This window comes from Pseudotabrizicola sp. 4114 (assembly GCF_031457365.1).
Taxonomy (GTDB): domain Bacteria; phylum Pseudomonadota; class Alphaproteobacteria; order Rhodobacterales; family Rhodobacteraceae; genus Pseudotabrizicola.
Genome location: NZ_JAVDWP010000006.1, coordinates 52,853 through 74,355, shown reverse-complemented (window position 1 = coordinate 74,355; position 21,503 = coordinate 52,853). Strand labels below are relative to the sequence as shown.

General features: G+C 64.7%; 18 protein-coding genes. 5 read left to right on the top strand and 13 right to left on the bottom strand.

Annotation, left to right across the window (positions count from 1 at the left end; all coding sequences use genetic code 11):
* Window positions 1-4 precede the first annotated feature (4 nt).
* Both J2X53_RS14815 and J2X53_RS14810 read left to right on the top strand, forming a co-directional pair.
* Complete coding sequence (locus tag J2X53_RS14815) at window positions 5-2,416, top strand: circularly permuted type 2 ATP-grasp protein (protein ID WP_349038270.1); 2,412 nt, start codon at window positions 5-7, stop codon at window positions 2,414-2,416.
* Complete coding sequence (locus J2X53_RS14810) at window positions 2,413-3,297, top strand: transglutaminase family protein (RefSeq protein WP_349038269.1); 885 nt, start codon at window positions 2,413-2,415, stop codon at window positions 3,295-3,297. Before J2X53_RS14815 ends, J2X53_RS14810 begins: the two co-directional genes overlap by 4 nt.
* 38 nt (window positions 3,298-3,335) lie before the next feature.
* On the opposite strand, the gene J2X53_RS14805 is transcribed toward J2X53_RS14810, so the two are convergent.
* The 7 genes from J2X53_RS14805 to chvE all read right to left on the bottom strand — a co-directional run bounded on the left by J2X53_RS14805 (window position 3,336) and on the right by chvE (window position 12,437).
* The gene (locus J2X53_RS14805) at window positions 3,336-4,841 is read right to left on the bottom strand and encodes an aldehyde dehydrogenase (NADP(+)) (RefSeq protein ID WP_349038268.1); all 1,506 of its coding nucleotides are present in this window, start codon (window positions 4,839-4,841) and stop codon (window positions 3,336-3,338) included.
* Window positions 4,842-4,922: 81 nt separating this feature from the next.
* Window positions 4,923-5,834 (bottom strand): Gfo/Idh/MocA family oxidoreductase, encoded by a 912-nt coding sequence (locus tag J2X53_RS14800; RefSeq protein ID WP_349038433.1) that lies wholly within the window; start codon window positions 5,832-5,834, stop codon window positions 4,923-4,925.
* An 11-nt stretch (window positions 5,835-5,845) separates the two neighbouring features.
* Window positions 5,846-7,588 (bottom strand): L-arabinonate dehydratase, encoded by a 1,743-nt coding sequence (araD, locus tag J2X53_RS14795; protein WP_349038267.1) that lies wholly within the window; start codon window positions 7,586-7,588, stop codon window positions 5,846-5,848.
* 7 nt (window positions 7,589-7,595) lie between these two features.
* Complete coding sequence (araD1, locus tag J2X53_RS14790) at window positions 7,596-8,576, bottom strand: AraD1 family protein (protein WP_349038266.1); 981 nt, start codon at window positions 8,574-8,576, stop codon at window positions 7,596-7,598.
* Window positions 8,577-8,584: 8 nt separating this feature from the next.
* A complete protein-coding gene (gene mmsB / locus J2X53_RS14785) occupies window positions 8,585-9,775 on the bottom strand; it encodes a multiple monosaccharide ABC transporter permease (protein ID WP_349038265.1) in 1,191 nt (396 codons plus the stop codon).
* Window positions 9,776-11,305: a multiple monosaccharide ABC transporter ATP-binding protein gene (mmsA, locus tag J2X53_RS14780; RefSeq protein WP_349038264.1), complete on the bottom strand. Its 1,530-nt coding sequence runs from the start codon at window positions 11,303-11,305 to the stop codon at window positions 9,776-9,778.
* Between the two features lie 64 nt (window positions 11,306-11,369).
* Window positions 11,370-12,437 carry a multiple monosaccharide ABC transporter substrate-binding protein gene (gene chvE, locus J2X53_RS14775; protein WP_349038263.1) on the bottom strand — a complete coding sequence of 356 codons (1,068 nt, stop codon included), beginning with the start codon at window positions 12,435-12,437 and terminating at the stop codon, window positions 11,370-11,372.
* Between the two features lie 172 nt (window positions 12,438-12,609).
* Here chvE and J2X53_RS14770 point away from each other — a divergent pair, with 172 nt between their 5' ends.
* Complete coding sequence (locus J2X53_RS14770; RefSeq protein ID WP_349038262.1) at window positions 12,610-13,530, top strand: LysR family transcriptional regulator; 921 nt, start codon at window positions 12,610-12,612, stop codon at window positions 13,528-13,530.
* A 6-nt stretch (window positions 13,531-13,536) separates the two neighbouring features.
* Here J2X53_RS14770 and J2X53_RS14765 read toward each other — a convergent pair whose 3' ends face one another.
* On the bottom strand, window positions 13,537-14,484 hold the full coding sequence (locus tag J2X53_RS14765; RefSeq protein ID WP_349038261.1) for a 2-hydroxyacid dehydrogenase: 948 nt from the start codon (window positions 14,482-14,484) through the stop codon (window positions 13,537-13,539).
* An 80-nt stretch (window positions 14,485-14,564) separates the two neighbouring features.
* A complete protein-coding gene (gene gndA, locus J2X53_RS14760; protein ID WP_349038260.1) occupies window positions 14,565-15,965 on the bottom strand; it encodes an NADP-dependent phosphogluconate dehydrogenase in 1,401 nt (466 codons plus the stop codon).
* A 243-nt stretch (window positions 15,966-16,208) separates the two neighbouring features.
* On the opposite strand from gndA, the gene J2X53_RS14755 reads away from it, so the two are divergent.
* Together J2X53_RS14755 and J2X53_RS14750 are read left to right on the top strand one after the other, a co-directional pair.
* Complete coding sequence (locus tag J2X53_RS14755) at window positions 16,209-16,964, top strand: SDR family oxidoreductase (protein WP_349038259.1); 756 nt, start codon at window positions 16,209-16,211, stop codon at window positions 16,962-16,964.
* Complete coding sequence (locus tag J2X53_RS14750; protein WP_349038258.1) at window positions 16,961-17,458, top strand: gluconokinase; 498 nt, start codon at window positions 16,961-16,963, stop codon at window positions 17,456-17,458. Before J2X53_RS14755 ends, J2X53_RS14750 begins: the two co-directional genes overlap by 4 nt.
* A gap of 12 nt (window positions 17,459-17,470) precedes the next feature.
* Here J2X53_RS14750 and J2X53_RS14745 read toward each other — a convergent pair whose 3' ends face one another.
* Genes J2X53_RS14745 through J2X53_RS14730 form a run of 4 tightly spaced genes read right to left on the bottom strand, consistent with a single transcriptional unit; the run spans window position 17,471 to window position 21,497 of the window.
* Window positions 17,471-18,322 carry an amidohydrolase gene (locus tag J2X53_RS14745; protein ID WP_349038257.1) on the bottom strand — a complete coding sequence of 284 codons (852 nt, stop codon included), beginning with the start codon at window positions 18,320-18,322 and terminating at the stop codon, window positions 17,471-17,473.
* 15 nt (window positions 18,323-18,337) lie between these two features.
* Entirely contained in the window at window positions 18,338-19,183 is an 846-nt protein-coding gene (locus J2X53_RS14740) for a fumarylacetoacetate hydrolase family protein (RefSeq protein ID WP_349038256.1), read from the bottom strand.
* A gap of 11 nt (window positions 19,184-19,194) precedes the next feature.
* On the bottom strand, window positions 19,195-19,932 hold the full coding sequence (locus J2X53_RS14735; protein ID WP_349038255.1) for an SDR family oxidoreductase: 738 nt from the start codon (window positions 19,930-19,932) through the stop codon (window positions 19,195-19,197).
* 56 nt (window positions 19,933-19,988) lie between these two features.
* On the bottom strand, window positions 19,989-21,497 hold the full coding sequence (locus tag J2X53_RS14730; protein WP_349038254.1) for an altronate dehydratase family protein: 1,509 nt from the start codon (window positions 21,495-21,497) through the stop codon (window positions 19,989-19,991).
* Window positions 21,498-21,503: the final 6 nt, after the last annotated feature.

Here is a 21,503-nt window from a genome sequence, read left to right as displayed (position 1 = left end):
GGCGATGGAAAATGTGGTGACGCCCAAAGCGACACGGACCAGCACCGGCAAGCCGCGGGATCGCGGCTTGTCGGCCTATCGCCCGCTGCCCGGCGTGCCTGACGAGCTGGTGTCGGCAGAGGGCACTATGCGCCCGCTGTGGCAACCGCTGGTGGCGCATCTGCAATCGCTGTCGGACGAAGACCTGACTCGGGCGACGGGGCGGGCAGACCAGTATCTGCGCGATTCCGGGGTGTTTTACCGGCAGTACGGCTCGGGCCAGTCGATCGAGCGGCCCTGGCCGCTGAGCCATATTCCGGTGCTGATCGACGAGGCCGACTGGGCCGAGCTGACCCCTGCCCTGATCCAGCGCGCCGATCTGCTGGAAGCGGTGATGGCCGATCTCTATGGCGAAAACCGGCTGGTGGCGGAGGGGCATCTGCCTGCCGCGCTGGTGGCGGGTAACCCGGAGTGGCTGCGGCCACTGGTGGGGGTGCGCCCGGCATCGGGGCATTATCTGCATTTTGTCGCGTTCGAAATCGGGCGCGGGCCGGACGGGCGCTGGTGGGTGCTGGCCGACCGCACACAAGCGCCGTCGGGTGCGGGCTATGCACTGGAAAACCGGGTGGCCACAGCGCGGGCCTATTCCGACGTGTTTGCCGGGCTGAATGTGCATCGGCTGGCAAGCTTTTTCCGCGATTTCCGCGACGCGCTTCTGGGTTTGCGTGGCGCGCGGGATGGCCGGGTCGCGATCATGACCCCCGGCCCGCTGAACGAGACCTATTTCGAGCAGGCGTGGATTGCCCGCTATATGGGTGTCAGTCTGGTGCAGGGCGAGGATCTGACAGTCGCGGATGGCCGGCTGATGGTGCGCACCGTTTCCGGCCTCTACCCGCTGGATGTGCTGTGGCGGCGGCTGGATGGCAGCTATGCCGACCCGCTGGAACTGGACCCCGCGTCGCGTATCGGCACACCGGGCATGGTGGCTGTGCTGCGGCAGGGCGGGCTGACCATGGTGAACTCGCTGGGGTCGGGGGTGCTGGAGACGCGGGCGCTGATGGCGTTTTTGCCCAAACTGTCGCGGCACCTGACCGGGGTTCCCTTGGCGATGCCCAACATCGCGACCTGGTGGTGTGGCGGTCTGCCCGAACGGGCGCAGGTCATGGTGGCGCGCAGGCGGCTGGTGCTGTCGGCGGCGCTTGGCACCGGCCTGCCGTTTGACCGACAAGGCGAAAGCACGGTGGCGGCATCGCTGACGCCAGAGGAACTGGCAGAGCGGCTGGCGGCGGATGGCCCGGATCTGGTGGCACAAGAGGCGGTCACACTGTCAACCACGCCCGCCCTGATCGACGGCAAGATCGTGCCGCGCCCGATGACCCTGCGGGTGTTTCTGGCACGCACACCCTCTGGCTGGCAGGTGATGCAGGGCGGCTTTGCCCGGATCGGCGCCTCGGCAGACCCGACGGCGCTGGCGATGCAACGTGGTGGCAGTGCTGCGGATGTCTGGATCGTCAGCAAGGACGAGGTGCCCGCCATCAGCATGGTTACGGCGACTGATGCACAATACCGCCGCTCTACCCCCGGCGCGCTGCCAGCGCGGGCGGCAGATAACCTGTACTGGCTGGGCCGCTATGTCGAACGGACCGAAGGCATCATCCGTCTGCTCAGGGCGCGGCACATAAGGCTGGCCGAGGGCGGGCGGGCGGCCTTGCCGCTGCAAAAGCAGATGGATGCGGTGCTGAAGGGCTATGATGTCGATGGCGCGGTGGGTCTGTCGCCGGGTCTGCTGGATACGCTGGGCGCTGCGGTGGCGACGGCGGGTCAGGTCCGCGACCGCTTTTCACCGGATGGCTGGTCAGCGCTGAACGATCTGGACAAGAGCGCGCGCCGGATGGCGGGCAAGGTCGCTCCCGGCGACGATGCCGCGCGCGCGCTGTCGGCGCTGCTGCGCAAGCTGGCCGGGTTTTCCGGTCTGGTGCACGAAAACATGTACCGCTTTTTCGGCTGGCGCTTTCTGTCGATCGGGCGGCAGCTGGAGCGGGCTTCGGCCATGACCGGGCTTTTGGTGGCTTTTGCCGATGCCAAGGCTCCGGCCGGCGCGCTGGATCTGTGTATCGAGCTGGGCGACTCTGTGCTGACCCATCGCCGCCGGTTCAGCGTCGGCTCTACGCGTGAGACAGTGATTGAACTGCTGGCGCTGGACCCGATGAACCCGCGCTCGGTGCGGCATCTGATCGACGGGCTGAGCGAACAGGTGCAGGCGCTGCCGGGCGCCGCGACGCACGGGCAACTGTCTGAACTGGGCCGCGCGATGCTGCGCTGTCAGGTCGAGATTGCGACGGCGACACCGGGCTCGCTGACAACCAAAGGGCTGGAAGAGCTGCGCGAAAGGCTTGCCGGGATTTCGGACCTGCTGACCGAGGCCTATCTGCGGTGACCCTGTATGCAGTGCGCCAGTCGATCCGCTATGATTTCAACCGCCCGACCGGGGCGGGACGGCAGCTGTTCCGCATTCTGCCTGCCGACATTCCGGGCATGCAAAGCGTGCGCGAGGCGGGCTATGCGTTTCAGCCCGATGTGGGCGAGCGGGGCGAGTTCCACGATTTCTTTGGCACCCATGTGATCGAAGCGGCGATGCCGCCGGGTCTGGTCAGTCTGGACCTGACCATGCATTCGGTCGTCGAACGCACGGCGGAAGACGCCTTGCTGGATCTGTCGCCGCCGTTGCGCGGGCTGGCGGCGGAACTGGCGGCGCATCGCTCGGTCGGGCCGCGCGCGCCGCATCATTTCACCGATCCGTCACGGCGCATCCCGGATTCGGCGCTGATCGCCGGGTTTGCCCGCGCGCAGGTGCAGGAGGGCATGACCGCGCGGGCGTTGATCGAGGGATTGGGGCTGGCGCTGCATGATCACATGACCTTTGACTCAAAGGCCACCCGCGTCGACACCACGCCGGAAGAGGCCTTTGCGCAGGGGCGCGGGGTCTGTCAGGATTTCGCGCAGATCATGGTCGGGGCCTTGCGCGCCCTGGGCGTGCCGGGGGCCTATGTGGGCGGCTATCTGCGCACCCTGCCCCCGCCGGGCAAAGCCCGGTTGGTGGGTGCGGATGCGATGCATGCCTGGGTTCGGGCCTGGGCGGGCGAGGAAATGGGCTGGGTCGATTACGACCCCACCAACGCCTGTTTTGCCCGCAATGACCACATCGACGTGGGCTTTGGCCGCGACTACGACGATGTGGCCCCGGTGACGGGAAGGCTGCGGCTGGACGGACGTCAATCCGGCAGCCACAGCGTTGATATTGAAGAGATCACGGCCTAGGGCCTGTCGCGTTTGACTCCGATCAAACGCGAGAGCCTTCAGCGGAAATCTGCGGGCAGCAGGGCGTCTGGCAGGTTCTGGTAGCAGACCGGGCGCAGCCATCGGCGGATCGACAAGGTGCCGACCGAGGTTGCGCCAAAGTTGGTGCTGGCCGGATACGGGCCGCCGTGGACCATCGCATCGGCCACCTCGACCCCGGTCGGGAAGCCGTTGGCAAGGATGCGCCCGGCCTTGCGCTCCAGGATCGGCAGCAGGGTCTGACCAAGAGCGGTGTCTGCGTCATCCAGATGCAGGGTGCAGGTCAGCTGGCCCTGCAGGCTGCTGGCAATCGTCTCCATCTCTGCCGCATCGCGCACCCGGATGATCAGGCCGAGCGGGCCGAACACCTCTTCGGCCAGCATGTGATCGGCCAGCCAGTCAGTGCCTGACACCTCGAACAGGTTCGGCGTGGCGGCGCGGGCGTCGCACATCGTGGTCAGCAGGCTGCGGACGCCGGTGCCAGCGGCCACCCGGTCGCGGCCGGTGCGGTAAGCCTCGGCCATGCCATCGGTCAGCATGGTTTGCGCGGCAACGGGTTCGAGGGCGGCTTTCGCAGCGGTGGCGAAAGCGTCTGCCTCCGGTCCGTCGATCACCACGGCAATGCCGGGGTTGGTGCAGAACTGGCCGGCACCCATGGTCAGGCTGCCCGCCCAACCTTTGGCCAGCGCTTCGCCACGTGCCGACAGGGCGGCGGGCAGCAGGAACATCGGGTTGACGCTGCCCAGCTCACCAAAGAACGGGATCGGGTCTGGACGGGCGGCACACAGGTCATAGAGCGCGCGGCCACCGCCGAGCGAGCCGGTGAAGCCGACAGCGCGGATCAGCGGATGCTGGACCAGTGCTTCACCCACATCGCGCTTGCCGCCCTGCACCAGACTGAACACGCCGGGATGCAGGTTGCAGGCTTTGCGCGCCGCATCAATGGCCTGTGCCACAATCTCACCCGTTCCGGGATGGGCAGAATGGCCCTTGACCACCACCGGACACCCCGCCGCGAGCGCAGAGGCGGTGTCACCGCCAGCGACCGAGAACGCCAGCGGGAAGTTCGAGGCACCAAACACCGCGACCGGGCCGATCGGGCGTTGCATCATCCGCAGGTCAGGCCGCGGCAGCGGCTGACGGTCGGGCAAAGCCGCATCGTGGCGGCGGTCGAGGTAGTCCCCGGCGCGGATATGCGATGCAAACAGGCGCAATTGGCCGGTGGTGCGGCCCCGCTCGCCTTGCAGGCGCGCGACCGGCAGGCCGGTTTCCTGCGTGCCGATCTCGGTGATGGCGTCGCCACGGGCGTCGATTTCTTCGGCAATCGCCTCCAGAAACCGGGCGCGGTCTTCACGTGAGGTGGCGGCAAAGGACGGGAACGCCGCCTCGGCGGCCTCAACAGCCTGTGCCACCAGCGCGGGGGTGCCGACGCCAAAGTCATGCGAGGGGCCATGGGCCGGGGTGGACGCAAAGGTCTGCGCCCCTGCAATCCAGTCGCCTGCGATTAGGTGCTTACCTGTCAGCATGTCAGTCTCCGATCATTGGCGGCAGACCGGGGGATTCACACCCCCGGTCTGCCATGGGATATTCAAGGATAGAAAATGGGGTCAGAAGTGGAAATGGTCTGTGAGTGCGCGTTTGCCAAGGGTCATCGCGTCCGCAACATGGACCATGGGGGCAAGGTCAACCTCGGACTGCCCTTTCGCGACCAGTTCAGCCATGCGGGCGTAAAGGGCGGGGTACTCATCCATGATGGTGTTTTCACCCTGCGCCGGCTGACCGTCGATTTCCAGCACATTTCCGCCCATCCGCAAGGCCATCTGGCCCTCTGTGGTGTCGATTTCCATGTCCCAGGTCTGCGGGCCGGTCTGCCGCCAGTCGAAATCAGCGGTGATGTTGCCGGTAAATTGCAGCCGGGCGGCAATCGGGGTCTGGCGGTTGGCGGGAAATTCCAGGTCGGCGCTTTGCAGATGCACCGGCGCGGGCAGAATCTCGGTCAGGATCGACAGGGCATTGATACCCGGATCAAACACACCCATGCCGCCCGCCTCGAACACCCAGTCCTGACCGGGGTGCCATTTGCGCACATCCTCACGCCATGTGATATGGGCACGGGTGATGGTTTTACCGGCGAGCCACGCCTTTGCCGGGGCCACGGCATGGGCCATGCGGCTGTGCCACGTGGTATAGAGTGTGACGCCCTGCGCTTGCGCAAGAACTTGCAGCGCATGGATTTCCGCCAGCGTGGCGCCGGGGGGCTTTTCCAGCATCACATGCCGACCGGCGCGGATCGCGGCCTGTGCATAGTCAAAGCGCGGCACCGGCGGGATCGCCAGCGACACGGTGGTGATGTCGGGCCGCGCCTCCAGCATCGTGACGATGTCGGTGAAAGCCTCGACGCCCTCGACCGTGCCCGCGCGCGAGACGGTGGCGGCAAGCTGCCAATCAGGGCTGTTTGCGATGGCCGGCACGTGCTGGTCCACCGCGATCTTGCCGATGCCAACGAGGGCAATTTTCATCGGTTGCGGCATCAGTGCGAATCCCGGCCCACCGGCGCGCCACGCGTGCCCTTGAGAAAGTCGAGATCAGCCCCAGTGTCGGCACCTTCGACATGGCGCTGGTGCAGCCAGCCGTAGCCCGACGGATATAGGTCATGCGTCGGCTGCCACGCCGCCAGACGGGCGGCGAGTTCGTCATCGGGAATGTCGAGGTGCAGGCGGCGGTTCGGCACATCAAGCTCGATGAAATCGCCGTTCTGCACCACCGCCAGCGGCCCGCCTGCCGCAGCCTCGGGTGAAGTGTGCAGGACGACGGTGCCATAGGCGGTGCCCGACATGCGCGCATCAGAGATGCGGACCATATCGGTGATGCCCTTTTTCAGCACCTTTGGCGGCAGGCCCATGTTGCCGACCTCGGCCATGCCGGGATAGCCCTTTGGCCCGCAGTTCTTCAGCACCATCACGCAGGTCTCGTCGATATCCAGCTCCGGATCGTTGATCTTGGCCTTGTAGTCGTCGATGTCGTTGAACACCACGGCGCGGCCCCGGTGCACCATCAGATGCGGGCTGGCAGCCGATGGCTTCAGCACCGCTCCTTTCGGCGCGAGGTTGCCGCGCACCACCACCACGCCGCCCGACTGGGTCAGCGCCTTTTCTGCGGGCAGGATCACGTCTTCGTTGTGGTTGCGCACATCCTTGACCTGATCCCACATCGAAGACCCGGAAACGGTCAGCGCGTCCTTGTGCAACAGCCCCGCTTCGCCCAGACGCTTGATCACGACGGGCAGGCCGCCTGCGTAGAAGAATTCCTCCATCAGGTATTTACCCGATGGCATCAGGTTGACGATGGTCGGCACGTCGCGGCCGCAGCGGTCCCAGTCATCCAAGCTGAGGTCAATGCCGACCCGGCCCGCGATGGCCAGCAGGTGGATCACGGCGTTGGTGGACCCGCCGATGGCGGCATTGGTGCGGATGGCGTTCTCGAACGCCTCTTTCTTCAGGATGTCGGACGGTTTGAGATCATCCTTGACCATCTGCACGATGCGCCGCCCGGTCATCTGCGCCATGACGCGGCGGCGGGAGTCCACCGCCGGGATCGCGGCATTGCCCGACAGCGCCATGCCAAGCGCCTCGGCCATGGAGGCCATTGTGCTGGCGGTGCCCATGGTGTTGCACGAGCCGGGGGAGCGGGACATGCCCGCCTCGGCCTCGGCGAACTCTTCCTGGGTCATCTCGCCCGCCTTGACCGCTTCGGAGAATTTCCACAGGTGGGTGCCGGAGCCGACCCGTTCGTTGCGGTAATAGCCGTTGAGCATCGGCCCGCCGGTCACCACGATTGATGGCAGGTCGGTGGAGGCGGCGGCCATCAGCAGCGAGGGCGTGGTCTTGTCGCAGCCGACCAGCAGCACGCAACCATCCATCGGCTGACCGCGCATCGCCTCTTCGACCGCCATGGCGGCGAGGTTGCGGAACATCATCGCGGTGGGGCGGAAGGCGGATTCAGAGGCCGAGAACACCGGCACTTCGACCGGAAAGCCACCAGCCTCGTAGATGCCGTTCTTGACCCGTTGCGCAAGGTCATTGAGGTGGGCGTTGCACGGGGTCAGTTCGGACCAGGTGTTCAGGATGCCGATGACCGGGCGGCCATCGAACAGGTCATGCGGAAAGCCCTGATTTTTCATCCAGCCGCGGTGATAGATCTGGTCGCGGCCGGTGCCGCCGAACCATTCCTGCGAGCGAAGATGACGGGGCCATTTGGCGGGTTTAAAGGTCATGTCTTCCTCACAGGATCTGAACGGATGCCATCCCGGCATCGGCGGCAACGGCAAGCGGGTTGGTCAGCGGCAGGCCAAAATCGGCCACCTCGATCTCGAAGATATCGCCGGGCTCTGCCCGGATGCCATCGGCAAAGGACAGCGTGGCGGTGCCGAACATATGCACATGCAGATCGCCGGGCTGACGGAACAGATCGTATTTGAAGTGGTGGTGTTCCAGATTGGCAAAGCTGTGCGACATGTTCGCCTCGCCCGACAGGAACGGCTTTTCCCAGATCACGCGGCCTGCGCGGCGGATGCGGCTGGTGCCGCGCACATCGGCAGGCAGATCGCCCACAAGGATTTCGGGGCCGATCGACGCCTGACGCAGCTTGGAATGTGCCAGATACAGATAGTTGATCCGCTCGGTCACATGGTCGGAAAACTCGTTCGCCAAGGCCCAGCCGACGCGGCAGGGGGTGCCATTGGCGGCAATCACATAGATGCCCGCCAGCTCTGGCTCTTCGCCCCCATCCAGCGCGAAACCGGGCGAGGTGAGCGGCGCGCCGGGGTCGACCAGATGCACGCCGTTGCCCTTGTAGAACCATTCGGGCTGCACGCCGGGGCCAGTGGCGGGCTTGCCGCCCTCCAGCCCCATGCGGAACATCTTCATTGAATCGGTGGCATCGTCGGCATTGGCCTTGGTGTGCATCGCGTCGCGGGTGGCGGCGCTGCCCAGATGGGTCAGGCCGGTGCCGGTCAGATGCAGATGCGCCGGGTCCGGATGGGTGATCGGCGCGATCAGCCGCCCCTCGGTCGCGGCGCGCAGCAGGTCGACCGCAGCGCCAAGACCGTGGGCCGCAATCACCTGCGCCAGCGAGCGCCCGGAATTTGCCGCCTCGGTCGCCAGAGAATAGGTGCTGGCGGCCCCCTGAACGATGGCAGCCTCGGAGCCTTCGCGGGCGACGACCGCGATGCCGGAGTCCGTCTTGATCTGTGACAGCAGCATGGGCGACCTCATTTGTTTTTGTTGTAAACGTCGAAGATGACAGCGGCCAGAAGCACAAGGCCCTTGATCACCTGCTGATAGTCGATGCCGATACCCAGGATCGACATGCCGTTGTTCATGACCCCCATGATCAGCGCGCCGACCACGACGCCGATGATCTTGCCCGACCCGCCGGTCATCGAGGCCCCGCCGATAAAGACGGCGGCGATCACGTCGAGTTCAAACCCGCCCCCGGCCTTTGGGGTCGAGGAGTTCAGGCGCGCGGCCACGATCATGCCGGCCAGAGCCGCCAGAACGCCCATGTTCACAAAGCAGAAGAACACCAGCCGCTCGGTCTTGATCCCCGACAGTTTGGCCGCTTTTTCATTGCCGCCAAGCGCGTAGATGCGGCGGCCGCTGGTGGTCTGTTCGGTAAAGAAGGCGTAGATCACCGTCAGCACCGCCAGCACCATCACCACATTGGGCAGGCCGCGAAAGATCGCCAGCTTGTAGCCGACAAAGATCAGCGCGCCACAGACGATGGCATTGCGGATCCAGAACACTGGGGCCGGTTCGGGCGTCAGGCCAAAGCTGGCATCCTGCGCGCGTTTGCGCAGGCCAAGATAGACCACGATGCAGGCCGCCACGACCACAATCAGCAGCGCGGTGCCGTTCAGCCGGTCCATGCCGAACAGCGCCTGATCGGCATCGCCAAAGATGTCGGGGATAAAGCCGGTCGAAAGCGACTGAAACGAGCGCGGGAACGGGCCGATGTTCTGGCCATTCAGCAGCCAGAGCGTCGAGCCGCGAAACACCAACATCCCCGCGAGCGTGACGATGAAGGACGGGATTTTCCAATAGGCCACCCAATAGCCCTGCGCCGCCCCGATCAGCCCGCCGACCACCAGACAGGCCGGGATCACCGCCCAGACCGGCCAGCCCTGATTGACCGTCAGCACCGCCGCCACAGCGCCGGTAAAGCCGACCACCGAGCCCACAGACAGGTCGATATGTCCGGCCACGATGACCAGCAGCATCCCCAGCGCCATGATGATGACGTAAGAGTTCTGCAGGAACAGGTTGGTGATGTTCTGCGCCGACAGAAAGTCAACGTCGATAGAGGCGCGCACGATCACGGTAAAGAAAAACACGATGGCGACCAGCGCCATGATCATGCCGTACTCGCGCAGGTGACTGCCAAGATAAGATTTTTCCGACATTTAAGCCGCCTTCCCAACAGAATTCAGGATCATGGCCATGATGCGTTCCTGCGACGCCTCGGCGCGGGAGAGTTCCCCCACGATCCGGCCTTCGTTCATCACATAGATGCGGTCGCACATGCCCAGCAGCTCGGGCATTTCCGAGCTGATCATCACGATCCCCCGGCCATCGGCGGCCAGCTGGTTCATGATGTTGTAGATTTCAAATTTCGCACCCACGTCGATGCCGCGGGTCGGCTCATCGAGGATCAGCACCTGCGGATCGGTGAACAGCCACTTCGACAGCACCACCTTTTGCTGGTTGCCGCCCGACAGGTTCATCACCTTTTGCTGCACGTTCGGGGTGCGGATGTTCATGGCGCGGCGGTAGTCTTCGGCCACCTGCGCCTCACGTCGCGGGTTCAGCACGCCGCGCAGGGCGATGCCGGCAAGGTTGGCAAGGCTGATGTTGCGCAGGATCGGCTCTTCGAGGATCAGGCCAAGCGCCTTGCGGTCTTCGGTCACGTAAGCCAGACCCGCGTCAATCGCTTTGGTCACGGTAGAGGTATCCACCGGCTTGCCGCCCATGGTGACGCTGCCGGTGATGTTGCGGCCGTAACTACGCCCGAACAGGCTCATCGCCAGCTCGGTGCGCCCCGCCCCCATCAGCCCCGCGATGCCAACAATCTCGCCCTTGCGCACGGAAAAGCCCGCATTGCGGATCATCTGGCGGTCTTTCTGGTCGGGGTGAAAGACGTTCCAGTCCTTGACCTCCAGCAGCATCTCGCCGGGGTTCGGGGTGCGGTCGGGGTAGCGGTGCGCCATGTCGCGGCCCACCATGTCGCGGATGATGCGGTCTTCGGTGATCTGGTCGCGGTTCAGGGTCGACACCGTGGTGCCATCGCGGATGATGGTGGTGCGGTCGGCGACGCGGCCGATTTCGTTCAGCTTGTGGCTGATGATGATCTGCGTCACCCCCTGCGCCTTGAGCTCCAGCATCAGGTCGAGCAGTTTCTGGCTGTCGTTTTCCTGTAAGGCGGCGGTGGGCTCATCCAGGATCAGCAGCCGCACGTCCTTGGCAATTGCTTTGGCAATCTCGATCAGTTGTTGCTTGCCGACACCCAGCTTGCCGACGATGGTGCTGGGGGCTTCGTTCAACCCGACCTTTTGCAACAGCGCGGTGGTTTTCTGAAACGCCAGCGGCCAGTTGATCACGCCCGCCTTTGCCACCTCATTGCCCAGAAACAGATTTTCGGCAATCGACAGCAGCGGCACCAGCGCCAATTCCTGATGGATGATGATGATGCCACGCGATTCCGAGTCGGCGATGGACTTGAGCGCCAGCGTCTCGCCGTCGTAAACGATGTCGCCGTCATAGCTGCCATGCGGGTAGACACCCGACAGCACCTTCATCAGCGTGGATTTTCCGGCACCGTTTTCGCCGCAGATCGCGTGGATCTCACCGGCCTCGACCGACAGGTTCACCTGATCAAGCGCGCGCACACCGGGGAACAGCTTGCTGATCCCGCGCATTTCCAGAAGCGTTGTCATCGTCCCCTCCCCGAGGAAACCGGGCCTGCCCGCCGGTGGCAGACAGGCCCGGAGTCTTTGCCGATTATTTCAGCTGGTCAGCGGTGTAGTAGCCCGAACCCACGAGGATCTCTTCGTAGTTCGACGCATCGACCGAAACCGGCTCCAGCAGGTAGGACGGCACGACTTTGACACCGTTGTCATAGGTCTCGGTGTCGTTGATTTCCGGCTCGGACCCGGTCAGCAGCGCCTCGACCATACCAACCGTGACACGGGCCAGTTCGCGGGTGTCCTTGAACACGGTGGAATACTGCTCGCCTGCGATCATCGACTTGACCGACGGCACTTCGGCATCCTGGCCGGTCACGATCGGCATCGCCAGATCACCCGAGCCATAGCCCACGCCCTTGAGCGACGACAGAATGCCGATCGACAGCCCGTCATAAGGCGACAGCGCGCCGTGCAGAACCTTGTCGCCGTAGTTGGCCGACAACAGGTTATCCATGCGCGACTGCGCCACAGCGCCATCCCAACGCAGGGTGCCGACCACATCCATGCCCATCTGACCCGATGGCACAGCGATATCGCCGGAGTCGATCAGCGGCTGCAGGACCGACATCGCACCGTTGTAGAAGAAGAACGCGTTGTTGTCGTCGGGCGAGCCGCCGAACAATTCGACGTTATGCGGTTTCACATCGGGGAAGCGCTCATTCAGACCCGCAACAAGGCTTTCCGCCTGCTGCACGCCAACCTTGAAGTTGTCAAAGGTGGCGTAATAGCTGACATCGCCGCTTTCGCGGATCAGACGGTCATAGGCGATGACCTTGATGCCCGACGCCGCCGCGTTTTCCAGCGCGTTCGACAGCGTGGTGCCGTCGATGGCAGCGATGACCAGAACCTTGACCCCTTTGGTGATCATGTTCTCGATCTGGTTCAGCTGGTTCGGAATGTCATCTTCGGCATATTGCAGATCGGTGCCGTAGCCGGCTTCGGTGAACTGTTTCACCATCGACTCACCGTCCGAGATCCAGCGGGCCGACGATTTGGTTGGCATCGAAATGCCGACAGTGCCCTTGTCCTGGGCAAAGACGGGGCTGCCCAGAAGCGTGGCGGCGACCGCCAGCTTGAGCACAGCGCGTTTTGTGAATTGCATGTCTTTCTCCTCCCATTTGCCGTGAAACACGGCACTGTCGCGGCGGTTTGTCCGTTCTCAGGCGCTTTGCACACAGAGACCGCGATCACGCGGGACATTGACTCGGCAATACATCAGCGTCAAATGAGATTGCATGAAGCATGTACTTCATTATTGATATGGATTGATGCTCATGGCGCTGGCCCTGCACCATCTGAAGATGACCCACCTGCGGTTGCTGGCGCATCTGGCCGAAACCCGGCGGATCACGGCAGCGGCGGATCTGATCGGGGTGTCGCAACCCACCGCCTCGCGCCTGATTGTCGAGATCGAAGATATTCTGGGCCAGCCCATTCACGAACGCAGCGGGCGGGGAATCGCCTTGACCGTGGTGGGCGAGGCGCTGGCCAGACGGGCGCGGCGCATTCTGACCGAGTTGCAGGAGGCGACGGTCGAGGTTTCGGGTCTGGCTTCGGGCGACTCGGGCCATCTGCGGCTGGGGTCAGTGACCGCGCCTGCGTTGGGGCTGATGCTGCCCGCGTTGCGCACGCTGCGTCTGACGCATCCCAACATCACCGCCGATGTGACCGTCGCCCCCTCGGCGCTGCTGTGTCAGGAGTTGCGGGCGGGGCGGCTGGATCTGGTGCTGGGGCGGCCAACCGAACCGCGCGACCATGAAGAGTTCGCGACCCTGCCGCTGGATACCGAGCCGGTGGCGCTGCTGGTGCGGCAGAATCATCCGCTGGCGGGCAAGCGCGATCTGGTGCTGGCAGATCTGATGCGGTTTGACTGGGTGATGCCCGCCGACACCTCACCGCTTGGCATGGCGATGGCACAGGCGTTCCGCGAGAATGAAATGCCCGCCCCCCGGCAAAGCCTGACCACGGCGTCATTTCTGCTGACGCTGACCATGGTGCGGCAGACCAATGCCATTGCCCCGCTGGCCCGGGCGGTGACCGACGTGTTTGCCGGACCTGACGGCGGCTATGCCACGCTGGACTCGCCCTTGCAGATCGACGTGGGGTCTTATGGGTTGCTGACCCGGCGGGGGCAGGCGCGCACACCTGCCCTGAACCGGCTGATTGATCAGATCGTCGGGCAGGTGCCGCTGTAGCGCGGCTCAGTTCACCCGCGACAACAGCGGCTGACCGTTGAAATGCGCGTCCAGATTGGCGACGGCCAGCTGGGACATCGCCGCGCGCGTCTCGCGCGTGCCGCTGGCGTGGTGCGGGTAGAGGGTCACGTTGGGCAGCGCGGTCAGTGCCGGGTCGGGGTTGGGTTCGTTCCAGAACACATCCAGCGCGGCATGGCCCAGTTCCCCCGCCCGCAACGCTTCGATCAGCGCCGGTTCATCCACCACCGAGCCCCGGCTGACATTGACCAGCGTGCCCTGCGGGCCAAGCGCGCGCAGAACGGGCGCATCGATCAGGTTCATCGTGCCCGTGCCCCCCGCCACGATGACGATCAGGATATCGGCCCATGTCGCCAATGCGGTCAGGTCGGGCTGAAACGGGCGGTTCACCCCCGGCTTTTCGGTGCGGCTGAAATAGGCCGTCTGCAGCCCCGATGCCTCGGCCCTCGGGATGATCGCCTGACCGATCTTGCCCATGCCGACAATGCCCAGCCGTTTGCCGCGCAGCGAGGATTGCAGTGGGAACGCCCCGTCGCGGCCCCAGTCGCCCGAGGTGACATGCGCATGCGCCGCTACCAGCCCGCGTTGCGCGGCCAGGGTCAGCATCATCGCGGTGTCGGCCACATCGTCGGACAGCGCGTCCGATGTGTTGGTCAGGGGAATGCCGCGCACGGTCAGCGCGGCCACGTCGAGGGTGTCATAGCCCGCCGACCCGCAGGACACGATCTGCAACGCAGGCATCTGCGCGATCATCTGGGCCGTCAGCGGCGTGTGCCCGTTGGTGATCACCGCCTGAACGCGCGGCCCCAGATCGGCCAGCATCGCCACCTGTGCCTCGTTATCGGCAAGGTCATGGCGATGCAGGGTGTAGCGGCTGGCCAGATCGTCAAGGCAAGCGGGCAGCGGCGGGGCCATCACCAGAAGGTCGGGTTTCATGAAATAAATCCTTGTGGTCAGTTCAGGGCGACCGGCCAAAGCGGGCTTTGGCCGGTGCCGGGCGGATCAAAATCGGAGCTTCAGGCCGGATTGCCCCAAGGGCCGTGAGGCGCCTTTTTGCCATCCAGCCGCTCAAAGCCATGCGCGCCAAAGAAATCGCGCTGGCCCTGAATCATGTTGGCGGTGCCGCGCGTCTGGCGCATCAGATCGAACCACGCCAGACCCGCCGACAGCGCGGGCAAGGGCAGGCCTTGCAACGCGCCTTCGGCCACCACGCGGCGCAAGGCGGGCAGGCCGGCATCCAGCCGGTCAGCAAAGAACGGCGCGAGGATCAGGTTGCGCGCGGGGTCTTCGGCCAGCGCCTGCGCCATGTCGTTCAGCATCGACGAGCGGATGATACAGCCCGCGCGCCAGACCCGCGCAATCGCGGGCATGTCGAGCGCCCAGTCAAAATCACGGGCGGCGGCGGTCATCATCGCAAAGCCCTGCGCATAGCACAGGATCTTGCCCGCGATCATCGCCTGTTCCAGATCCTCAAGCGGCAGGTCGATCCTGGCCTCGGCCCCGCCAAACCGGGCCTGACCTGCGGCACGTTCGGCGCGCCGGGCCGATACGTTGCGTGCCATCACCGCAGCCTCGATCACCGGGACCGGGGCGGCCAGATGCTGCGCCTCAACGGCGGTCCAGCGCCCGGTCCCTTTTTGACCAGCGGCATCGACGATCATGTCGAGCATCGGGCCACCCGCAACCGGGTCCGTCGCTGCGGCGACCTGAGCTGAAATCTCGATCAGGTAGGATTGCAGCGGCCCCTTGTTCCAGCGGTCGAACACCGGGGCAATTGCGGCGGCAGACAGGCCCATGCCATCGCGCATCACGCCGTAAACTTCCGAAATCATCTGCATATCGGCATATTCGATGCCGTTGTGCACCGCTTTGACGAAATGCCCGGCCCCCGATGGCCCCATATGGTCGGCGCAGGGCGTGTCGTCTTCGGCCCGCGCAGCGATGGCTTGCAACAGCGGTTTCATCTGCGCCCAGGCCACATCCGGCCCACCAGCCATGATGGCGGGGCCATGGCGCGCGCCCTCTTCGCCGCCCGACACGCCGATGCCCATGAAGCGGAACGGCAGGTCTGCCGCATCGCGACGGTTGGTGTCGCGGAAGTTGGCATTGCCCGCGTCGATCACCAGATCCTCCGGCCCGAGCAGCGGCGTAAGCGCGGCAAGCTGATCATCCACCGCCTGCCCTGCGGGCACCATCAGGATGATGGCACGCGGCGGGGTGATGGCCTGCACCAGACCGGCGAGCGTTTCGACCGGCGTGATATGCTGCGCAAGATCGCCCGCATCGGCGTGAAACTGCTGCGTGACCGAGGCTGTCCGGTTCCATACCGCGATCGGGAAGCCCTTTTCTGCGATGTTCAGCGCCAACGCGGCACCCATCGTGCCAAGGCCGATCAGGCCGGTATGTGTTGCGGTCATGATGAGGGGGTCCTTTGCAGTTCGGTATCAGGGTAGAGGTCGATATCCCGGGTATAGACCACGCGACGCGTGGGATTAAAGAGCCGGTTGTCCTCCTGTCGGCGCAGATCAGGCACAGTCGCGCCGGGCATCGGGGCAGCCAAAGGGGTTCCGATGCTTGACACGGGTGCGTTAGCGTTAACATAAACGAAACACAAAGCGATGGTCGAGGGTCTTTGCACAGGGCCCGGCAGGGAGGCGGACATGGGATTGCAGCTTTTTGACCTGAGTCGTCGGCGCGCGTTGATTACCGGATCATCGCAGGGCATCGGTTTTGCTCTGGCGCAGGGACTGTCGGACGCTGGGGCGCAGGTGGTGCTGAACGGCCGTGATGCGGACCGGCTGGCCGCAGCTGCGGCACAGATACCGGGCGCGCAGAGGCTGGCATTTGACGCGACCGACCATGACGCGGTGCGCGCGGCGGTGGACGGGTTCGAGGCCAGCCATGGCGCCATCGACATTTTGGTGAACAATGCCGGGATGCAGCACCGCGCCCCGCTGGAAGAGTTCCCCGCCGAGGCGTTCGAACGGCTGTTGCAGACCAACATCGCGTCGGTGTTTCATGTCGGACAGGCTGTTGCGCGCCACATGATCGCGCGCAGGCGGGGCCGCATCATCAATATCGCCAGCGTTCAGACCGCCCTCGCCCGGCCGTCGATTGCGCCCTACACTGCCACCAAGGGCGCGGTTGGCAATCTGACCAAGGGCATGGCGACGGATTGGGCGCGCCATGGGCTGAACTGCAATGCCATCGCGCCGGGCTATTTCGACACGCCGCTGAATGCGGCGCTGGTGGCAGACCCCGCCTTTACCGACTGGCTGGAAAAACGCACCCCGGCCGGGCGCTGGGGCCGGGTCGAGGAATTGCAGGGCGCGTGCATCTTTCTGGCCTCGGATGCCGCCAGTTTCGTCAACGGACATATCCTGTATGTCGATGGCGGGATCACGGCGTCGCTATGAGCCTGCGTGTCATCATCATGGGCGTCGCGGGCTGCGGCAAATCCTCGGTCGGCGAAGGGGTGTCAGCCGTGCTGGGCATTCCCTATCTCGACGGTGACGATCTGCACCCGGCGGCGAATGTCGCAAAGATGCGCGCCGGCACGCCGCTGACCGATGCCGACCGCTGGCCCTGGCTGGACCTTGTGGCGCAGGCGCTGGCGGATCAGGCGCCGGTTCTGATCGGGTGTTCGGCGCTCAAACGGGTGTATCGCGACCGTATCCGGGCAGGCGCAGCGGGCAAGGTCAGCTTTGTCTACCTTGACGGATCACGCGATCTGATCGCCGGTCGGATGGCACAACGCCGCGGGCATTACATGCCGCTGTCGCTGCTGGACAGCCAGTTTGCCGCGCTGGAGGTGCCGGGGCCGGATGAGGCTTTTGCCGTGCCGATTGATCAGCCGCTGGAGGCGATTGTCACGGCGATTACCGGTCATCTGCGCGGCGCGCAGGGCTGACGCGCGGGGGGCCTACAGCCGGTAGACCAGTCGCGCGGTATCCACACCGATGGCGCGCTGTTCATCCGGTGACAGATCGCCAAGCAGATCGCGGGTAAGGTCGATCCAACCGGGCAGCGTGCTGTGGATATTCACCACCGGCCAGTCGCCGCCCCAGAGGATGCGGTCTGGTCCGAAACAATCAATCAGATGCGCGACATAGGGGCGCAACAGCGCTGCGCTGACCGTGCCTGGCGCGCAATTGGCGGTGATGCCGGACAGTTTGGCGTAGAGATTGGGGAAATCCGCCAGACGGCGCAGGCTGGCGGCCCATGGGGCAAACGCCCCGGCGGCAATGTCGGGATTGCCGCAATGATCGAGCACAAAGATCTGGTCGTCATGGGTTTTGATCAGCGCTTCGGCCAGATCATGCTGGCGCGCCAGAACGCACAGATCAAACGGCAGGCCCCGCCGCCCGATCTTGCGCAGGTTGGCGCGGAAGGTGGCGGATTGTGACAGGCCATCCTCCATCACATGCAGAATACGGCGGAAGCCTTTGACGTGGAGCGTTTCGCATTCGTCGAGCCACGCCTCAAAGGCCGCGTCATGTTCGGGGCGGCACGAGGCAACCTGCCCCAACAAACCGCCCGAACCCGCAACAGCTGGGCCGACAAGGCCCGCAATGATGCGGGCCTCGGTCTTGTAATCCGCGTCATCGACGCCGGTTTCCATGAACAGACTGCCGATCACCCCTTTGCCCGCCGTCCGCGCGGCATAATCGGCCGGGCTGAAATCGCGATCAGCCAGCGCGGGAATGGCGCTGGTCCAGCCATAGCCCAGCTGATCCCGCAGGATCAGGTGCTGGTGGGTGTCGATCAGGTCCATCCGTGGTCTCCCGGTTCAGGTGTCGGCGATGACATCCTGGCGCTGCTGGCCCAGCCCCTCGATCCCCAGTTCCACCACATCGCCGGCCTTCAGATAGCGCGGTGGTTTCTGCCCCATACCCACGCCGGGCGGCGTGCCGGTCGAGATCACATCGCCGGGGTGCAGGGTCATGAACTGCGACAGGTAGCTGACCACATGGGCCACGCTGTAGACCATGGTCTTGGTGGAACCGTCCTGCACGGTCTGGCCATTGACCGTCAGCCACATTGACAGGTTCTGCGGGTCGGCAACTTCGTCGCGGGTCACCAGCCAGGGGCCGAGCTGGCCAAAGTTGTCGCAGCTTTTGCCCTTGGTCCACTGACCCGCGCGTTCGGTCTGAAACGCGCGCTCGCTGACATCATTGGTCACGGCGTAACCAGCAACGTGGTTCAGCGCGTCAGCCTCCGAGACATACTTCGCCTTCGTCCCGATGATGACAGCCAGTTCCACCTCCCAATCGGTTTTCTCGGAGGTGCGGGGGATGACGATCGGGTCATTCGGGCCGACGATGGCGCTGGTGGCCTTCATGAAGATCACCGGCTCTGGCGGGACCGGCATGCCGGATTCGGCGGCGTGGTCGGCGTAGTTCAGGCCGATGCAGATGAATTTGCCGGTGCCTGCGACGCAGGGGCCAAGGCGGGCGTCGGCAGAGACGACCGGCAGGCTGCCCACGTCGATGCCGCGCAGGGCGGACAGGCCGACATCAGACAGCACGGCGCCCGCAATATCGGGCACGATGCCGGTCAGGTCGCGGATGGTGCCATCGACATGCAGCAGACCGGGACGTTCAGCGCCGGGAGCGCCATGACGGAGAAGTTTCATATCAGATCCTTTCAGGTATTCGACCAGCCGCCGTCGATGACATTGGCTGTGCCGGTGACGAAAGCCGATTCGTCAGAGGCGAGGAAGAGAACAAGGGCCGCGATATCTTCGGCCTGTGCGAGTTTGCCCGAAGGCTGGCGTGCGAGAAAGGCCTTGCGCCCGGCCTCATAGTCGCCTGTTGCGGCCATGCGCTCTTGCAGCGACGGGGTGTCGACCGTGCCGGGGCAGACCGCATTGCAGCGGATGCCCTTGGTGATGAAATCGGCGGCGATGCTTTTGGTCATGCCGATCACGGCGGCCTTTGTGCTGGAATAGACAAAGCGGTTGGGCACCGCGATGACCGACGACGCGACCGAGGCCATGTTGATGATCGAGCCGCCGCCGCCGTCGATCATGGCGGGCAGGAAGGCGCGGCACATGCGATAGGCGGCGGTCACGTTCAGATCAAAGCTGAATGCCCACTGATCCTCGTCGCTGTCCAGAATGCTACCGTTTGCGACAAAGCCCGCGCAGTTGAACAGCACATCGACCCGGCCAATCTCGGCGGCAATGGCGGCGATGGCAGCGGGATCGCGCACGTTCAGCACGCGGGTTTCAATACCTTGCCCCGCCAGCGTGGCCAGTGCATCCGCGTTGATATCGGTCGCGATGACCTTGGCGCCTTCGCGCGCCATGGCAAGCGCCGAGGCGCGGCCAATGCCCTGCCCCGCTGCCGTGACCAATGCGGTTTTTCCGTTCAGCCGTCCCATGAAATTCCCTGTCTTTTACCCGTCGTATCGCTGGCGCTGTCGTGCCGACAGCACTGTCACATCACCGCGCCGATCTGCCAAGGCACGAATTCCGCGCCGCCAAAGCCAAGAGCTTCGGATTTGGTGACCTCGCCGCTGGCGACGCGGAGGAACAGCTCGAACATCTCGCGGCCCTTGTCGGCCAGCGTGACCCCACCGTCGATGATGTCGCCGGTGTTCAGGTCCATGTCTTCTTCCATGTGCCGGAACATCTCGGAGTTGGTGGCGACCTTGATGCAGGGCACAGGTTTGTAGCCCGAAACCGAACCGCGCCCGGTGGTGAACACGATCAGGTTGGCCCCGGATGCGATCTGGCCGGTGACAGAGCACGGGTCATAGCCGGGGCTGTCCATGAAGACGAAGCCCTTTTTGGTGATCGGTTCGGCGAACAGGTACACATCTTCCATCGGCGCGGTGCCGCCCTTGGCGACGGCGCCGAGGGATTTTTCCAGAATGGTGGTCAGCCCGCCACGCTTGTTGCCGGGGCTGGGGTTGTTGTTCATCTCGCCCTTGTTGCGGGCGGTGTAATCCTCCCACCAGCGGATACGCTCGATCAGCTTTTCGCCGACCTCGACGCTGACGGCGCGGCGGGTCAGCAGGTGTTCAGCCCCGTAGATTTCCGAGGTTTCCGACAGAACCGTGGTACCGCCATGCTGCACCAGCAGGTCCGAGGCCACGCCAAGCGCCGGGTTGGCGGTGATGCCGGAATAGCCATCCGAGCCACCGCATTGCATGCCGATCACCAGTTCCGACACCGGAATCGGCTCGCGGGTGTAGGCGTTCGCAATATCCGCCATCTCGCGCAGCGCCTCGACCCCGCGTTCGACAGTTTTGCGGGTGCCGCCCATCTGCTGGATGGTCATGTGGCGGAAGTTGTTGTCGGCGCGCATCCGGCCTTTGCCCACCAGATCAGGAATCTGGAGGACTTCGCAGCCCAACCCCACCAGCAGGATGCCGCCAAAATTCGGGTTCTGCGCATAGCCCTGCAACGTGCGCATCAGGGTGGCATAGCCCTCATCCGACCCGGACATGCCGCAGCCGGAGGCATGGGCGATCGGCACGATGCCATCGACATTGCCAAGCGCCTTGAACCAGTCGGATTTCTCGGCCTCCTCGGCGATGAAACGGGCGACCGAGCCGGAGCAGTTCACCGAGGTCAGCACGCCAAGGTAGTTGCGGGTGCCGGCCTTGCCGTCGGGGCGGCGAAAGCCCATGAAGGTGCGGGTTTCATTGGCCGGGGGCAGCGGCCTTGCCTCGGCGGCAAAGGCATAATCCTGCGCGTGGTCGGACATGGCGATGTTGTGGACATGCGCATGCGCGCCCGCAGGAATATCCTGCGTCGCGGCCCCGATGATCTGGCCATAGCGGCGGATGTTTTCGCCAGTGGGAATCGCGCGGTTGGCGATCTTGTGCCCGCGCGCGACGGGCGTGGTGATGGTCACCCCAAGCGCCTCGGCCCCCGGCAAAAGATCGGTCAGGGCGATATCGACATTGTCATCGGGGTTCAGACGGATGCTGATCGGCATAGGGGC

What these genes read in the sequence shown, in the direction of transcription:
- J2X53_RS14815 (WP_349038270.1), top strand. Translation starts at nt 5, where the DNA reads ATGGAAAATGTGGTGACGCCCAAAGCGACACGGACCAGCACCGGCAAG.
- J2X53_RS14805 (WP_349038268.1), bottom strand. Translation starts at nt 4,841, where the DNA reads ATGCTGACAGGTAAGCACCTAATCGCAGGCGACTGGATTGCAGGGGCG.
- J2X53_RS14800 (WP_349038433.1), bottom strand. Translation starts at nt 5,834, where the DNA reads ATGAAAATTGCCCTCGTTGGCATCGGCAAGATCGCGGTGGACCAGCAC.
- araD (WP_349038267.1), bottom strand. Translation starts at nt 7,588, where the DNA reads ATGACCTTTAAACCCGCCAAATGGCCCCGTCATCTTCGCTCGCAGGAA.
- araD1 (WP_349038266.1), bottom strand. Translation starts at nt 8,576, where the DNA reads ATGCTGCTGTCACAGATCAAGACGGACTCCGGCATCGCGGTCGTCGCC.
- mmsB (WP_349038265.1), bottom strand. Translation starts at nt 9,775, where the DNA reads ATGTCGGAAAAATCTTATCTTGGCAGTCACCTGCGCGAGTACGGCATG.
- mmsA (WP_349038264.1), bottom strand. Translation starts at nt 11,305, where the DNA reads ATGACAACGCTTCTGGAAATGCGCGGGATCAGCAAGCTGTTCCCCGGT.
- chvE (WP_349038263.1), bottom strand. Translation starts at nt 12,437, where the DNA reads ATGCAATTCACAAAACGCGCTGTGCTCAAGCTGGCGGTCGCCGCCACG.
- J2X53_RS14770 (WP_349038262.1), top strand. Translation starts at nt 12,610, where the DNA reads ATGGCGCTGGCCCTGCACCATCTGAAGATGACCCACCTGCGGTTGCTG.
- J2X53_RS14765 (WP_349038261.1), bottom strand. Translation starts at nt 14,484, where the DNA reads ATGAAACCCGACCTTCTGGTGATGGCCCCGCCGCTGCCCGCTTGCCTT.
- gndA (WP_349038260.1), bottom strand. Translation starts at nt 15,965, where the DNA reads ATGACCGCAACACATACCGGCCTGATCGGCCTTGGCACGATGGGTGCC.
- J2X53_RS14755 (WP_349038259.1), top strand. Translation starts at nt 16,209, where the DNA reads ATGGGATTGCAGCTTTTTGACCTGAGTCGTCGGCGCGCGTTGATTACC.
- J2X53_RS14750 (WP_349038258.1), top strand. Translation starts at nt 16,961, where the DNA reads ATGAGCCTGCGTGTCATCATCATGGGCGTCGCGGGCTGCGGCAAATCC.
- J2X53_RS14745 (WP_349038257.1), bottom strand. Translation starts at nt 18,322, where the DNA reads ATGGACCTGATCGACACCCACCAGCACCTGATCCTGCGGGATCAGCTG.
- J2X53_RS14740 (WP_349038256.1), bottom strand. Translation starts at nt 19,183, where the DNA reads ATGAAACTTCTCCGTCATGGCGCTCCCGGCGCTGAACGTCCCGGTCTG.
- J2X53_RS14735 (WP_349038255.1), bottom strand. Translation starts at nt 19,932, where the DNA reads ATGGGACGGCTGAACGGAAAAACCGCATTGGTCACGGCAGCGGGGCAG.
- J2X53_RS14730 (WP_349038254.1), bottom strand. Translation starts at nt 21,497, where the DNA reads ATGCCGATCAGCATCCGTCTGAACCCCGATGACAATGTCGATATCGCC.